General features: G+C 68.4%; 16 protein-coding genes and 2 pseudogenes. 11 read left to right on the top strand and 7 right to left on the bottom strand.

Features of this window, described 5'->3' with window-relative positions; translation table 11 throughout:
• The 3 genes and pseudogenes from A5750_RS26195 to A5750_RS23960 all read left to right on the top strand — a co-directional run.
• Nucleotides 1-274, top strand: a pseudogene (locus A5750_RS26195) (LysR family transcriptional regulator); the annotation flags it as partial.
• A 111-nt stretch (nt 275-385) separates the two neighbouring features.
• Nucleotides 386-1,774, top strand: a complete 1,389-nt coding sequence (locus A5750_RS23955) for an MmgE/PrpD family protein (protein ID WP_082959197.1) — start codon at nt 386-388, stop codon at nt 1,772-1,774.
• Nucleotides 1,775-1,819: 45 nt separating this feature from the next.
• Nucleotides 1,820-2,584 carry a DUF2127 domain-containing protein gene (locus A5750_RS23960; protein WP_066949558.1) on the top strand — a complete coding sequence of 255 codons (765 nt, stop codon included), beginning with the start codon at nt 1,820-1,822 and terminating at the stop codon, nt 2,582-2,584.
• 2 nt (nt 2,585-2,586) lie between these two features.
• Here the strand turns inward: A5750_RS23960 and A5750_RS23965 are convergent, their stop codons facing one another.
• Nucleotides 2,587-3,201 (bottom strand): PaaI family thioesterase, encoded by a 615-nt coding sequence (locus tag A5750_RS23965; protein ID WP_066949555.1) that lies wholly within the window; start codon nt 3,199-3,201, stop codon nt 2,587-2,589.
• Between the two features lie 41 nt (nt 3,202-3,242).
• Here A5750_RS23965 and A5750_RS23970 point away from each other — a divergent pair, with 41 nt between their 5' ends.
• Genes A5750_RS23970 through A5750_RS23975 form a run of 3 tightly spaced genes read left to right on the top strand, consistent with a single transcriptional unit; the run spans nt 3,243 to nt 5,002 of the window.
• The gene (locus tag A5750_RS23970; RefSeq protein WP_066949552.1) at nt 3,243-4,094 is read left to right on the top strand and encodes an SDR family oxidoreductase; all 852 of its coding nucleotides are present in this window, start codon (nt 3,243-3,245) and stop codon (nt 4,092-4,094) included.
• A 51-nt stretch (nt 4,095-4,145) separates the two neighbouring features.
• On the top strand, nt 4,146-4,403 hold the full coding sequence (locus A5750_RS25620) for a hypothetical protein (RefSeq protein WP_082948104.1): 258 nt from the start codon (nt 4,146-4,148) through the stop codon (nt 4,401-4,403).
• Nucleotides 4,400-5,002 carry a bifunctional 2-polyprenyl-6-hydroxyphenol methylase/3-demethylubiquinol 3-O-methyltransferase UbiG gene (locus A5750_RS23975; protein WP_066949594.1) on the top strand — a complete coding sequence of 201 codons (603 nt, stop codon included), beginning with the start codon at nt 4,400-4,402 and terminating at the stop codon, nt 5,000-5,002. The genes A5750_RS25620 and A5750_RS23975 overlap by 4 nt, the downstream gene beginning before the upstream one ends.
• On the opposite strand, the gene A5750_RS23980 is transcribed toward A5750_RS23975, so the two are convergent.
• Nucleotides 4,982-5,521 carry a CGNR zinc finger domain-containing protein gene (locus tag A5750_RS23980; RefSeq protein WP_066949598.1) on the bottom strand — a complete coding sequence of 180 codons (540 nt, stop codon included), beginning with the start codon at nt 5,519-5,521 and terminating at the stop codon, nt 4,982-4,984. The two genes, A5750_RS23975 and A5750_RS23980, sit on opposite strands and share 21 nt — an antisense overlap.
• Nucleotides 5,522-5,669: 148 nt before the next feature.
• Here A5750_RS23980 and A5750_RS23985 point away from each other — a divergent pair, with 148 nt between their 5' ends.
• Both A5750_RS23985 and A5750_RS23990 read left to right on the top strand, forming a co-directional pair.
• Complete coding sequence (locus tag A5750_RS23985) at nt 5,670-6,365, top strand: SDR family oxidoreductase (RefSeq protein WP_067266248.1); 696 nt, start codon at nt 5,670-5,672, stop codon at nt 6,363-6,365.
• A gap of 239 nt (nt 6,366-6,604) precedes the next feature.
• Nucleotides 6,605-7,066, top strand: coding sequence for an SRPBCC family protein (locus A5750_RS23990; RefSeq protein ID WP_067266256.1), 462 nt, complete (start codon nt 6,605-6,607; stop codon nt 7,064-7,066).
• Nucleotides 7,067-7,089: 23 nt separating this feature from the next.
• On the opposite strand, the gene A5750_RS23995 is transcribed toward A5750_RS23990, so the two are convergent.
• The 3 genes from A5750_RS23995 to A5750_RS24005 form a co-directional block, all read right to left on the bottom strand.
• Nucleotides 7,090-7,836, bottom strand: coding sequence for a methyltransferase domain-containing protein (locus A5750_RS23995; protein ID WP_067266260.1), 747 nt, complete (start codon nt 7,834-7,836; stop codon nt 7,090-7,092).
• 106 nt (nt 7,837-7,942) lie between these two features.
• Nucleotides 7,943-9,319, bottom strand: coding sequence for an adenylate/guanylate cyclase domain-containing protein (locus tag A5750_RS24000; protein WP_066949540.1), 1,377 nt, complete (start codon nt 9,317-9,319; stop codon nt 7,943-7,945).
• Between the two features lie 40 nt (nt 9,320-9,359).
• A complete protein-coding gene (locus A5750_RS24005) occupies nt 9,360-9,953 on the bottom strand; it encodes a TetR/AcrR family transcriptional regulator (protein ID WP_066949537.1) in 594 nt (197 codons plus the stop codon).
• 114 nt (nt 9,954-10,067) lie between these two features.
• On the opposite strand from A5750_RS24005, the gene A5750_RS24010 reads away from it, so the two are divergent.
• The gene (locus A5750_RS24010; RefSeq protein ID WP_067266274.1) at nt 10,068-10,997 is read left to right on the top strand and encodes an oxygenase MpaB family protein; all 930 of its coding nucleotides are present in this window, start codon (nt 10,068-10,070) and stop codon (nt 10,995-10,997) included.
• On the opposite strand, the gene A5750_RS24015 is transcribed toward A5750_RS24010, so the two are convergent.
• Nucleotides 10,994-11,428: an SRPBCC family protein gene (locus A5750_RS24015; protein ID WP_067266263.1), complete on the bottom strand. Its 435-nt coding sequence runs from the start codon at nt 11,426-11,428 to the stop codon at nt 10,994-10,996. The genes A5750_RS24010 and A5750_RS24015 overlap by 4 nt on opposite strands.
• 300 nt (nt 11,429-11,728) lie before the next feature.
• Between A5750_RS24015 and A5750_RS24020 the strand changes: the two genes are divergently transcribed.
• Entirely contained in the window at nt 11,729-12,823 is a 1,095-nt protein-coding gene (locus A5750_RS24020; RefSeq protein WP_067266267.1) for an AMP-binding protein, read from the top strand.
• Between the two features lie 35 nt (nt 12,824-12,858).
• Entirely contained in the window at nt 12,859-14,226 is a 1,368-nt protein-coding gene (locus tag A5750_RS24025) for an aldehyde dehydrogenase family protein (protein ID WP_067266277.1), read from the top strand.
• A gap of 87 nt (nt 14,227-14,313) precedes the next feature.
• Here A5750_RS24025 and A5750_RS26470 read toward each other — a convergent pair.
• A pseudogene (locus tag A5750_RS26470) lies at nt 14,314-14,433 on the bottom strand (cutinase family protein); the annotation flags it as partial.

The raw sequence follows: 14,433 nt of genomic DNA on the forward strand, positions 1-14,433 counted from the left end.
CGACGCGTTCTACGCGCACGTGCGCAGGGTCGGCGTGCCCGTGCTCGCCCCACCCAAGCGCCACACCGCGGCGGTGCCGCCCAGCCTGGGTCAGCGTCCCGTCGCCGAACCGGTACCGCTGTGGACGTGGTCGCTGCTGCACCGCCGCGATGACGACCGCGCCAGCGTGCGCGGCGCCGTGGAAGCGCTGTTGGCGGTCGCGCGTACCCGCGATTGGCCGGCCCCTCCCGCCGGCCGGTGGTGGGCGCCGGCCGACGACCCCCACCTGCGGTGAGAAGTCCCACCGAGCACTGGTAGGAGAACGGTCCTGGACGCCGGGCCGGCGCTGCGCTTCAGTGAAAGTAAGCAGTCCGGAAGGCGAAAAAGCATGGCAGAGAACTACGTTGTGGATGACCTGGCCGGCTTCGTCGTAGGCGCGGAGTGGGCCGATCTGACCGGACGTCCGCGCGCGCTGATGAAACGCAATGTGCTCGACAGCATCGCCTGCGCCGTCGGCTCCCTGGACGGGGAGCTCGTCGCGACGATTCGCGAACACACCGACCAGTTCAGCGGCGTGCCCACCGCGACTTTGGTGGGCGGCGGACGGGCGTCGGTGGACCAGGCCGCATTCTTCAACGCGGTGCTGGTGCGCTACCCCGACCTGCTGGACACCTACCTGACGGTCGGGGGGTTGTGTCATCCCGCCGACAACTTCGGCGCCGTCCTGGCCGTCGCCGAGCACACGGGCGCCAGCGGGGCGGACTTCCTGCTGGCACTGGCGGTCGCCTACGAGGTGCAGTGCCGGTTCAGCGCCCAGGTACCGGTCATGGCTCGCGGGCTCAATCACGCGCTACAGCTGTCGATGTCGGTGGCGGCAGGCACGGCGAAGCTGCTCGGTCTCAGCGTCGAGGAGACCGCCAACGCCATCTCCGCCGCAGCGGCCGACAACGTGTCGCTGGCGACGGTGCACGCCGAGCCGGTCTCGAACTGGAAGGGCATCTCGCCGGCCATCACCGGCATGCGCGCGGTGTACGCGACCATGCTGGCCGCCCGCGGCGTCACCGGACCCAGGTCGCTGTTCGAGGGCCCGCATGGCCTGGTGCAACTTTTCGACCAGGCCATCGATCTCGCGACCACCGACCGGCGGCTCAACTGCGTCGAACAGACCTACCTCAAGCAGTACTGCTCCCTCATCCACGGGCAGGTGGTCATCGACGCGGTCTTGGCCCTGCGCGCCGAGAACGACCTGCACGGCGAGGACGTCGCCCGGGTGACGCTCGAGGTGTTCCAGGGCGCGTACGACTTCGCCGGCGGGGGAGCCTACGGCGCGAAGGACGATCCACGCACCAAGGAGCAGGCAGACTACAACCTCAAATACCTCAGCGCGGTGGCACTTCTCGACGGCGGGGTGGGCCCCGAACAGCTGGAAACCGAGCGGGTTTCGCGCGCCGACGTGCGGGACCTGTTGACGCGTGTCGACGTCAAACCGGCCGCCGACCTGACCGCCGACTATCCTCGACGGACGGCGGCCCGGGTGCACCTGGTGACCCGCGACGGCCGGGAATTCGACCGCGAGCAAGCCGATTACGAGGGATCCCCGACCCGGCCGATGTCCTGGGAACGCGTGGCGGACAAGTTCGGATGGCTGGCCGAGCCGTTCTGTGACGACGCGCTGCGCGCCGACATCGTCGCGGCCGTCGACCGCCTCGACGAGATCCCCGTCGCCGAACTCGCCGGCCTCCTGGGCGCGGCGAGCCCCACCGCCCAACGGCCGCGCACCAAGCCCCGGTTCTGACGCGCCCTCTTGCGTGACCCGCAGTAGGCAGTGCGATGATCGGCCATGCGCAAAGATCAGGGCGGCAATCGGTGGGAGTTGGTCACCTGTGCGGTCGCGGGCCACGCCACCTACGCGCCCGACGAGGAGGACCTGGCCGCGCGCCTGAGCGGCAGCACCGGACTGGGCGAGGTCTGGCGCTGCCTGCGCTGCGGTGAATTCACCGTGGGGAATCCGCACGGGCGGGGACGTGCCGAGGACGCCCCGATGATTATGCGCGGCAAGGCTTTACGCCAGGCCATCATCATCCGGACACTCGCGGTGGAACGCCTGTTCCGGGCGGTGGTGATCGCGCTCGCCGCGTACGCGGTGTGGAAGTTTCGGGGTGCGCGGGGCGCCATCCAGGCCACCCTCGACCGTGACCTGCCGATCTTCCGTGCGGCCGGGTTCAAGGTCGATCAGATGACCATCGTGCACGAGCTGGAAAAGGCGCTGGCCGCCAAGCCTTCCACCCTGGTTTTGCTGACCATGATGCTGGCCGCCTACGCGCTGCTGGAGGTCGTCGAGGGCGTCGGCCTGTGGTTGCTGAAGCGCTGGGGCGAGTACTTCGCGGTGATAGCCACCTCGGTGTTCTTGCCGTTGGAGATTCACGACCTCGCCAAGGGCATCACGATGACCCGGCTGGTCACCTTCACCATCAACGTGGCCGCCGTGATCTACTTGCTGTTCTCGAAACGCCTGTTCGGCTTGCGCGGCGGCCGCGAGGCCTATGACGAGGAACGACGCGGCGAGCAGCTGCTCGATGTGGAGCAGGCCGCCGCCAAAGCCTGACGTCAGGCCGTCGACTGCCGGGGGTGAATGAATATGCCTTCCGCTTCGACGGTGACGCCATCCTCATCGGCCAGGTGGCCGACGGCGAACGTCTTGACGCCCTCGGTGCGCTCGACATGCGCCTGCACCCGCAGCGGCCGCTCCAGCTCGGTTCGGCGCCGGTAGCGCAGGGTCAGGGTGCCGGTGTAGGCGGGCCTGCCGGGCCGGTGCGCGGTCGCGCCGAGCACATGGTCGAGCACCAACGCGCAGATGCCGCCGTGAACGTGGCCGGGGGGTCCCTCGTAGGCCGCGCCCAGGGTGAATTCCGACCACACCACGCCGTCCGGCTCGTGGTGGACCACCAACGGCGGTGCCACCGGGTTGCGCATCCCGACCACCGCGTTGCCCCACGCAACGGTCTGGCCGTCGGACAGGTAGTGCACGCCGACGGGCCCCGGCTGCGCCGCCTCGCCCAATTCGGCTGCGGCCGCGTCGATCTTGGCCTGGGCCGCCGTCACCGCTGCTGGTTCCGCCTCGGTGCGGATGCTGATGTCGATGAGCCGGCGGATGGACTCGGCAAGCGGCGCGTAGACGGACTCGAGCCGGCCGAGGTCGATGCAGGGCGTTTGGTCATGCATCTCGGCAACCTAACAGCACGGCTGCTGGTAAGAACTGAGCGATGGGCACTTATGCGGTCACCGGATCGGCTTCCGGGATGGGCCACGAGACCGTGCAGCGGCTCAAGGCCGACGGGCACACCGTGATCGGCGTCGACATCAAGGACGCCGATATCGTCGCCGACCTGTCCACGCCGCTCGGTCGCAAGCGGGCCGCCGACGGCGTGCTGGCGGCCGCGGACGGCAAGCTCGACGGTGCGGTGCTGGCCGCGGGCCTGGGGCCCAGCCCCGGTCGAGAACGCCTGCGCCAGATCGGCCAGGTCAACTATTTCGGCGTCGTCGAGCCGCTCGTCGCGTGGCGGCCGGCGCTGGCCGCGGCCGAAAGCGCGAAAGTGGTCGTCGTGGGGAGCAACTCGTCGACCACCGTGCCTCTCGTGCCGCGCCGGACGGTGAAGGCGCTGCTCGCCCATGACGCCGATAAGGCGCTGCGGTCGGTGCGGCCGTTCGGTCCGGCCGCGCCGACGATGATGTATGCGGCGTCGAAGATCGCCGTAAGCCGCTGGGTGCGGCGACACGCGGTGCTGCCGGAATGGGCGGGCTCGGGTGTGCGCGTGAATGCCCTGGCGCCGGGGGCCGTCATGACGCCGTTGCTGCAGGAACAGCTTGCGACGCCCCGGCAGGCCAAGGCCGTGCGGTCCTTCCCGGTGCCGCTCGGTGGCTTCGGCCAGGCCGGCCACATGGCCGACTGGATGTGTTTCATGCTGTCGGAGTCCGCCGAATTTCTCTGCGGCAGCGTAATTTTCGTCGACGGCGGCACCGACGCGTATTTCCGTGCCGACGATTGGCCGAAAGCGCCGCCGGCACACGGGTTGCCGGGATACCTGCGACGGTTCAGACGTTCGGGGAGTGTGTGACAAACAGCCGGCGCGCCGACGGGTGTGCGTCGCACCACAACGCGGCTTTTCATGGCGTTCACCCCGGCGCGGCGCATCCGTAAACCGGCCGCGGTGGAATTCAATGATTCGGCACACAGGCCGAACAGACGAAGGATCGAAACCGTGGCAACACTGCCGTCCTGGATCAGCCAGAGCCCTGCCAACTTCGGCATGGTGACGCCCATCAAGGCGCGCGCCTGCGACGCGTGGCAGGCGGTGCGCAGAAGCGCGCCGCGGCGGGCACGCACCGGCGTGACGCTCATGCAGAGGGGCATCGAGCGCTGCTGACGGGCGCACACGACTACTGGAACCACAACGCCGCGTATCACGGCTGGCTGGTCGAACTCGCGGCGCGCCACGGCGGCGATGTCCTGGATGTGGGGTGCGGTGAGGGGCTGCTGGCCCAGCGGCTGGCCGCGGTGTCGCGCAGCGTCGTCGGCATCGATGCGGACCCGTCCGCAGTCCGGCGGGCCGGGAATCGACTGAAGACCGCAAGCAACGTGTCGGTGCGGCTGGCCGGCTTCGAAGAGTTTCAGGCGCAACGACATTCGTTCGATCTCATCACATTCGTGGCGAGCCTGCACCACCTGCCACTGCGTGAGACACTAGACAAAGTGCGCGAAATGCTCAGACCGGCAGGAGAACTCGCCGTCGTCGGTCTGTCGGCCAACAAGACCATCGGCGACTGGGCGTGGGCGGCCCTGTGCACACCGGTGGCGCGCGCCGGGTCGTTGCTGCATCGGGAGACACGCGACATCGGCGTGGCCGTCGCCGATCCCCGGGAAAGTCTGCACGAAATCCGCCGCGTAACCGCGGACGTGCTACCGGGAGCGGTCATTCGGCGGGGCCTGTACCACCGATACCGCCTACTGTGGCGAAACCGCTGAGCCGGTGAAACGCTCACGCTCACGGCGGCGGGCCCGCGAAGCGCGCAGGTTCGCCGCGTTGCCACACGTCTTGACGTCGTGCCACACCCCGCTGTTGTTCTTGGAGCGGTCGTAGAACGTCGACCCGCACCGGTGGTTGTGGCATTGCTTGATACGCCGCCAGGTATCGGCCTGCTGACTGAGCAGAATCTCGGCCCACAGCGCCGCGGCGAGCCAGCGCCAGCCGGTGCCGCTGGGCTCCAGCCGCACCTCACCGGCGTCGGTGACTACGAGAGCGGCGGGGACGGCGCTTCGGCCACTGGGTGCCTCGCCGGCCACCAGTGCATCGATCCTGGCCCTCAAGGTGCGCAGCTTGGCCAGGTCCGCGGCGTCCAGTGTGGGCACCGGCACATCGATGCCGCGGGCGGCCGACCAGGCGTGCACCGCATCCGCTACCCATTCGTCCGCGAGCGCGGTGTCCGCAAGTAGGTCCGGGCCGTACGCCCCGATTCCCCTCGTGTTGAGGAAGTCCTGAACCAGGCCCAGGCCTCCCGGTGCCGCGGTGATGCCGTACCGCTGTGACGCAGACCATGAAATAGACATACCTAAAACATACTTGACTATGTCGACGCCGGCAACTACGGTGACAGAATCAAAATCGATATACCTACGTCAAGGAGTGCGGGTCATGGTCAACGTCAAGGGGTCGACGGTCGTGGTCACCGGCGGACAGCGCGGGCTCGGCAAGACCGTCGTGGACGAGTTGTTGCGGCGGGGGGCGGCGAAGGTGTACGCCACGGCGCGGGCGCCCAAGCCGAGCGCGGATCCGCGGGTGGTCAGTGTCGAGTTGGACGTCACCAAGCCGGAGTCGGTTGCGGCCCTGGCCGTTTCGGCTCCGGATGCCGAGATCGTGATCAACAACGCGGGTGTCCTGGGCGCGCGGAAGCTGCTCGAGAGCGACATCGAGGAAGTGCGCGCGGTGTTCGAGACGAACTACTTCGGCGCGCTGCGTGTCGCGAAGGCGTTCGCGCCGATCCTGGCCGGCAACGGCGGCGGGGCCCTGGTCGACATCGCCTCGATCTTGTCCTGGATGCCCGGCTCGGGTGGGTACGGGGACTCCAAGGCGGCGCTGTGGTCGGCGACGAATTCGTTGCGGATCGAACTTGAGAAGCAGGGCACCCTGGTCGCCGCCGCGCACCTCAGCTTCACCGACACCGAGATGACCGCCGGGTTCGACGCCCCCAAGAACGACCCGCGCGAGGTGGCGCGCTCGATCGTCGACGGTATCGAACACGACGACACCGAGGTGTTGGCAGACGACGACACCCGCTACGTCAAGGCGACGCTGTCCGGGCCGGTCGAGGCGCTGCCGCGGATGCCGTGAGCATGTGGGTCTGCCCGAAGGCAGATCCCCGTCTTAAGACGGTGGGTCAATCAGGCCCTTGCGGATGGCCTCGCCCAAAAATGGGCTTGCTGCACTTCGGGCAGACCACCGGGGTGACCCGGCATCACCACGGTCGCACGCGCCGCCCGGCGTTTCGACGGGCGAAGGTCCCGGATGCATCGGCCGAAGGTCACATTCACGCCGTGCCCCGCTGACGGTCCGCGTGTTTGGATAGCGACATGCCCGACATGGAAATCGAAGGCGTCGTGAGCGCCACACGCGTCATCGCGGCCAACGCCGCGCGAATTTTCGAACTGATCGCCGATCCCGCCCGCCAGCCGAGCTGGGATGGGAACAGCAATCTCGCCTCGGCCGCCCCGGGTCAGCGGGTCCGTGCGGTCGGCGACGTGTTCAAGACGACGCTGACGAACGGCGCCGTGCGGGAGAACCACGTCGTGGAATTCGTCGAGGGCAGCAAAATCGCTTGGTGCCCAGCCGAACCCAGGAAGCAGCCGCCCGGTCACCTCTGGCGTTGGGAGCTCAGCCCGGTGAACGCCGAGCTCACCACGGTGACGCACACCTACGATTGGACGGCACTGGCCGACCCGACCCGCCTCGAGCGCGCCCGCGCGACGACGCCGGACATGCTGCGCGAGTCCATGGACCGGCTTGCCGTGGTCGCGCAATCCCCCGACGCGTGAGGTAACGCGAAAGCGCGCCGGACTCAGCCGTTCTTGCCGCGCACCCACTGAACCGTGCCGAGGTTTTTCACCCGCACGCTGACGAACCCGCGGTCTTCCAGAATGTCGGCGATCTCGTCGTCGTCGAAGACATGCGCCCCCATGTTCGGCAGCCTCTGGAAGAGCCGGGCGGCCGGACCGACGGTGGGAACCATGACGGCGAGCCTCCCGCCCGGTCGCAGCACCCGCGCCATCTCGGCAAGGGCCGCCGCCGGATCCGGAACAAGTTGCAACACTGCCGTCGAGATGACCGCGTCAACCGTGTCGTCGCGCAGCGGAAGTCGTTGTGCGTCAGCCTTGATGAAGCCGACGTGTGGCCCCCCTTCGTTGCGAACGGCGCGGGCGAGCATGGCCTCGGAGATGTCGATCCCCAGGGCCAGTCCGTCCGGACCGGCCGCGCGTGCCAGGGAGGCGGTGACGTTGCCAGGTCCTGAGCCGACGTCCAGCGCGATGCCGCCCGGCGGGATGTTCAACCACTCGAGGGGCGTCTGCCACGCGGCGATCAGCCGCCGCGACAGGGCCTGAGCGTTGTCGTAGAGCATCGACCCGATCGGTGACGCCCACGCGGCCTGGATCGGCCCGGTGTTTTTCGCGACGCGTTCGTCCTCGTCGGATCCGCCGCCGAGCAGATCGAGATAGCCCTTGCTCACGTCGGGATCCGCCGGCGGATCCGCGAGTAGATCGAGCGCTCGCCGCAACGCGGGAGGCAGCGAGACGTGCACGTCAGTCATGCCTACTCCTTTGACCAAAAACCAAGCTGTGCGCCGAAACTCGCGCGGAAATCCGGGAGCCCGAGTCCGTTGTGCCCGATGGCAGCTTACGCCGAGCCGCGGCGGCTCACCGTCGGACGATCGCGTGCTCGCGCACCAGGGAGTACAGCCGCCAGTGGCCCGGCACGCCCTTGAGCGCCGTCTCGCCGCGGTCGCCGAAGCGGTGTCGCGACCCGGTGACGATGTCGCGCAGCGTGGAGGACACCAGCACTTCGCTGGGGCCGGCGAGTGCGGCCACCCGCGCGCCGATGTGGACGGCCATGCCGGCGACGTCTGTGCCGCGCACCTCCACTTCGCCCGCGTGAATGCCCACCCGCACCTCGATGCCCAGCACGCGGACCGCGTCGACGATGGCGTCGGCGCAGGCGATCGCGGCGCTCGGGCTGCTGAATGTGGCGACGAATCCGTCGCCGGCCGTGTTGACTTCGCGCCCGGCGAACCGCTGCAGCTCGTGGCGCACCAGGGTGTCGTGATTGTCGAGCAGGTCGCGCCAGCGGTGGTCGCCGAGCAGGGCGGCGCGCTCGGTGGAGCCGACGATGTCGGTGAAGACGATCGTGGTGAGCAGGCGCTCGGTATCGGAGCCGCCGCGCACGCCGGTGATGAACTCCTCGATCTCGTCGAGGAGGGGCGCGGTATCGCCCACCCAGTACAGGGTGTCCTCGCCCGAGCACTCGACGAGCCGTGCCCCGGGAATGTGCTCGGCGAGATACCGCGCGTGCGCGACGGGGCTGAAGCCGGGATTGTCGCGATGCAGGATCAGCGTCGGCACGGCGACGCGGGGCAGCCGGTCGCGAACGTCGCCTTCCCTGACCTTGTTGATGAACGCGCGGGCCATGCTGGGCGACGCGGCGCGGTTTCCGGCCATGTCCCACCACGCACGAAACGCGTCGTCGCCCGCCGCGGAGGGCGCGATGATGCCGAGCATGTCGAAACCCTGGTCGACGGCGTCCGGCTCCATCCCGACCGTCGTGAAGCGGTCGGCATCGTCGAGGTCACTCCCGATGGGGTAATCGGGACCCCGCAGGGTGCGGGCCGCGCCGTTGGCAATGACGAGGCTGTTCACCCGGTCGGAATGGTCGGCCGCGAGCACGACGCCGGCCAACGACGTGAAACCCGGGGCGAAAACGGTCGCACGCTCGCATCCCACCGCGTTCATGACCGCGATCGCGTCCTGTGCCCAGGACTCCGGGCCGAGCATGTCCAGGGACGGCACCCGCGAGGACAGGCCGATGCCGCGCTGGTCGAACCGAATCACCCGGCAAAACGATGCGAGCCGGCGGTGAAAGCGGTACATCGACGGCTCGAGGTCGACGCAGTCGATTGGGATTAACGGGCCCGGCAGCACGAGCAGGTCGATCGGGCCATCGCCGAAGACCTGATAGGCGATGTCGATCTCGCCGCAACTTGCGTACCGGGTCCGCGGAGCCGCAGAACTCCCAGCCACGCATCCAGGCTAGTGCAGGTCACCGACAAGCAGGAACGGGTCAACCGCGGATGATCGGCACCAGATAGCGGGCGGCGTACTCGCGGACGGCCGTGGGGTCGGACGTGTCGAGCCGGTCGGTGGGAAACACGATGATGCCCAGGGCGACGCGAAGCAGGATGTCGGCGATGTTGGTCAGGTCGCGCTCGGGCATGTCGGCCCCGCACCGACGCAGGGTGTGCGCGATCCCGTCGGCGAACTGATTGATGGGGAAGGCATGCGAGCGGGAGAACATCCCCAACAGCTCCGGTTCGCTGTCCGCGATCCGGGAGTACAGCGGAGAATCGTGGACCAGGCGCACCCCGAGGGCGAACGCCTCGATCACGGCCTGCTGCGGGTCGCAGCCCGTCGCGGCCCGGTCCAGTGTGGTGAAGAACGATTCGGCCTCACGCCGCACCACGTGCCCGAACAGGTCGTCCTTAGTGGGGAAGCGCCGGTAGATGGTGCTCCGACTGACCCCGGCACGCGCGGCGATGTCCTCGATGTTGGCCCGGCGCACGCCGTAGGTCTCGAACACGGTGCGCGCGGTGTCCAGGATGGTGCGGTCGAGGTCGGTCTGTTCGCCGAGATTGCTGGCAAGGCTGTGGTTCTGCACGGATTACGCCCCTCACGGCAGTCTCGGCGCGACAACGCTCGTTTGACACAAAGATACGCATTTGTTTCACTGCTTCACAACGGGGTGTGCGCGTTTGGGGGCGAGGAGATTCGGATGACAGCGCAGTGGGCCGGCCAGGATTTCGACACCGGTGTTCGGGAGGCGCTGCCCATGCCGGTCGACGGGCCGGACGACTTCGCGCGGCTGGGTCCCGAGTCTTTGATCTGGAAGTTCTACGGGGACAACCGCACCCAGTTCTTCGGGTTCCAACGCACCGCCGGGGTCGAGAACTGCATCGAGCAGCTCGCCCAGGGCGTGCTCGACCACTCGGTCGTCTTCAGCGACACGTTGGGCCGGGCCAAGCGGACCGCGCCGCCGCTGATGAAGACCGTCTACTCCGATCAACCGCGCGAGTGGGGCCGCAAGGTCCGGGACTTTCACAAGTCGATCAAGGGCACCATCAGTGACGGCTCGAGGTATCACGCGCTGAATCCGGAGCTCTTCTACTGGGCGCACGCCAGCTTCGTCGATCAGGTCATCTACAACACCGACACGTTCATCCGCCGGCTGTCCCGTGCGGAGAAGGAGCAGATCTTCGACGAGGGCAGGGTCTGGTACGCCCTCTACGGGGTCAGCGACCGCGGCCAGCCGCAGACCTACGACGAGTTCCTCGCCTACTGGGACGAGATGCTCGAGCGGTTCGTCCCGCATAAGACCGTCCTGTACGGCACCGGCTACATCAGGAAGGGCATTCCGGGCCCGCGCTGGATGCCCAAGCCGATCTGGCGGGTGTTGTCCGCGCCGCTCAACGCCTACACCCGGCTGGTCTTGGTCGGGACCATGCCGCCGCAGATGCGCGAAGTATGCCAGTTGGAGTGGAACCCGAAGAAGGAGAAGCGTTTTCAGCGCTTCGCCGCCGCCATGCGGGCGCTCAATCCACTGATCAACCGGCTGCCCGTGGGGGCGATCTACACTCCGTGGGCGGCCAGGGCGTGGCGGCGCTCGGGCGTCGATCCGCGCCGGCTACACAACCGCGCGGCTTAGCAGCGGCGTTCGGCGGCGGTGATGCCGCCTTTGAGGAGCTCGTCGATGACTTTCTTGAACACCGGCAGCATCAGCCGGTCAACACCGGGGATCTTCAGCGTCGACCGTAGATGCCAGCTGACCTCGGTCCCCATGCCGGCCTCGCGCAGCTGGATCGTGCCGATGTGATTGCGGGTCGGTGCGCCTGAGATCATCTTGTACGCGTAGCGGGTGGGTCGCTCATACTCGATGACCTCCTCGACGAACGGCGGACCGATCGCCACCAGACGTCTGATCGCGCCGACACCGTTTGGTGCCGGGGTTCCCTCGCGATCGAGCGTGCTGCGCCGGATTGCCCACACGTAGTCCGCGATCCCGCGGTGGTCGGTCATGGCGTCGAACACGGTCTCGATCGGCGCCGTCGAGGCCCGGGTGAGGGTGAACTCGATCATTCGCGCTCCATGCTGTCGATACGCCCTGGCGGCATCCGGTTGTTCATCATCATCATCATCCGTCCCCTTTCGCTGCAGAGAACATAGCCCTGTGGCCGACAGCTCATCGAGGCCGCATAATGCCAACGCTATGTGAGGTTCTCGGGTATCAGCCGACTCGACGGCTACCGAGATGAACCCCATGCATGCCCGGCCGCGAAAGTTAACAACGGGTACACGGCGCCGAAATTCCATGCGAAGTAAGCCAATACGGCGACGGGCGCTTGGCGAGCGGGTGAGGATGGGCCAGGATCTCTTGATATGGCCGATATCGACTTCTCGTTGTTGGACGTTCCGAGATCGGAACCGGTCGACGATCCCGAGGCCTATCTGCGCGCGGCGATCGCCTGGCACTTCGGTGAAGACACCGGTTCGGCGTTCTGGTTGCGGACCGCCGCGACGCTGGACTTCGACCCGATGGCCGACGTCAACACCTTCGCCGATCTGAAAATGTTTCCCAACCTCGTCAACGAATTGCGCGGCGTGCCGGTGGAGGACCTCATCCCGCGCGGCTACGGAACGCCGCCCCCGGTGCCCCAGATATTCGAGTCCGGCGGCACCACCGGTGCCCCGAAACGGACTGTGCAGCTGCCGGATTGGGTCGCGCAGGTGGTGCAATGGCAGACCCAGGACTTCGCCGCCGGCGGGTTTCGCCGCGGCGAAGGCTTCCTGTGCCTCATGCCCAGCGGACCGCACGGGGTGGGATATTTCTCGCGGCTGGTCTCCGAGCGGCTCGGCGCGACGTTCCACGCGATCGACATCGATCCCCGATGGGTGAAGAAGATCGCCGCCCGCGGCGCCGCCTCCGAAGTCGTCGCCTATGTCGACCACGTCGTCGAGCAGGCCGTGTTCGTGCTGGGGACGCAGAACGTCGCGAACCTGCACACCACCCCGCCGCTGCTCGAGGCCCTGGCCCGGGACGATCGGCTGGTCGACCTGCTGAACGACAAGATCCGCTACCTGTTGCTCAGTGGCGCGCACGTGGACGCCGACACCCTCGACCTGCTCCGCGGCATCTTCCCGGAAACGACGATCACCATGGCCTTCGGCAGCACGATGGTGCTATCCCAGGCGGTCACCCGAACGGCCGACGGCGACGTGTTCGTATTCGACCCTCGCGCACCGTACGTCGTGTTCTGGGTGGTCGATCCCGACACCGGAGAACGGGTGCCCTACGGCCAGGCCGGTCAGGTGGTGATGAACCACATCAGCAAGGGCATGTTCATCCCGAACAACTTGGAGCGCGATCTGGCGGTCCGGATGCCCGGTCCGGCGGGCGAGCTCAGCGACTCGGTCAGCGAGGTGCGGCCGGTGGACACCTTCGAGGGCGAGGCCGTCATCGAAGGCGTGTACTGAACGTGACCGACGAACGTACCGGCACCGCAACCGATTTGGCGGCGATCGATGCACTCGGCCCCGACGGGGAGTACCGGACCCGCCGTCGGGAGGTCATCTTCAGCACCGCCGGCGCCGCGGTCGCCGAGTTGAGCCTCGTGCCGCCGCTGTATGTTTCGCGGACCTTGGCCGCGCAACGCAAGGTGGCGCCGCTGCCGGTCGAGCAGCGCGCGGCGGCGCTGTCGCAAGCCGCCGGCATCTTCGCCGACGGGGTCGTCGCCGGCCTCGACTTCGAGGCGTACGTCCGGCTGGCCAGCCGGATCTCGGGGTTGCCCATCGCGGTGACCCGCGCCGGGGCGCGCAGCGTCGCCGACGCCGTCAGCGGCGCATTCGACGCGGTCGGCCCGGCCCGGCCGGTGGGCGCGGCACTCGATCGGCGCGAGGAATGCGCCAGGCGCGGTGGCGCGGTGTGGGTGCGGCGGGGGGAGGTCTTCGCCGTGCACGCGGCCGGAAACGGCCCGGGCGTGCACGGCCTGTGGCCGCAGGCACTGGCGCTCGGCTACCGGGTCGCGGTGCGCCCGTCCCGCCGCGAGCCGCTGACGGCGCACCGGTTGGTAACCGCCTTGCGGCGGGCGGGTTTTCGCCCGGAGGACGCCGTCTACCTGCCCACCGACCATGCCGGCGCCGACGAGATCATCCGCTCGGCCGACCTCGCCATGGTGTACGGCGGCCAGCAGGTCGTCGACAAGTACGCCGAGGACCCGGCGGTCATCGTGAACGGCCCGGGGCGCAGCAAGATCCTCATCACCGCCGACCACGACTGGCGCGATCACGTCGATGTGATCGTCGACTCGATCGCCAACCTCGGGGGCATGGCCTGCGTCAACACCACCGCCGTGCTCTACCAGGGTGACCCCGGCCCGCTGGCGCGTGCGATCGCGCGGCGGCTGGCGGCCATCGAGCCGCTGCCCACCGACGACGAGCGTGCGCTGCTGCCCACCCAGCCCCTCGATCAGGCTCGGGCGCTGGCGGATTACCTGGCGGCCAAGGCCAGCGGATCGACGCCGCTGCTGGGCGCCGATCAGGTGGTCGCCGACCTCGGCGACGGCTACGCGGCGCTGCGTCCGGCCGTACACCTGCTGCCCGCGCCCGCGGCGGACGCGCTCAACGTCGAGCTGCCCTTTCCCTGCGTATGGGTATCGCCATGGTCGCCCGGTGCGGGCGTGGACCCGTTGCGGCATTCGTTGGTCGTGACCGCGATGACCGATGACGAGCGCCTGATCGACGATCTGCTCGCCGAACCGACGATCGCCAACGTGTATGCCGGGCCCCACCCGACGTGGCACGCGGCGCCGGGCATCCCGCACGGGTTCCTGGCGGACGCCCTGATGCGCAACAAGGGCTTTATCCAGTACGGCGGCTGACGCCCACCTCAAGCCCGGCCGGCGGCGGGCACCAGAACCCGCGCCGGCCGGCTTGTCCGTCGAGCGACGAACTCAACAGCTGATCGCTCAGCTTCCGAAGCCACCCCTGCCGCTCGCGACCGTCGAGGCTCCAGCGGTTCCCGCGTCGAGGTGGCTGGAGGCGAAGGCGACGCCTTTGTCGATCATGGCGCCGTCGTCGGCGTAGGT

The organism is Mycobacterium sp. 852002-51613_SCH5001154 (assembly GCF_001667425.1).
In the GTDB taxonomy this organism is placed as follows: domain Bacteria; phylum Actinomycetota; class Actinomycetes; order Mycobacteriales; family Mycobacteriaceae; genus Mycobacterium.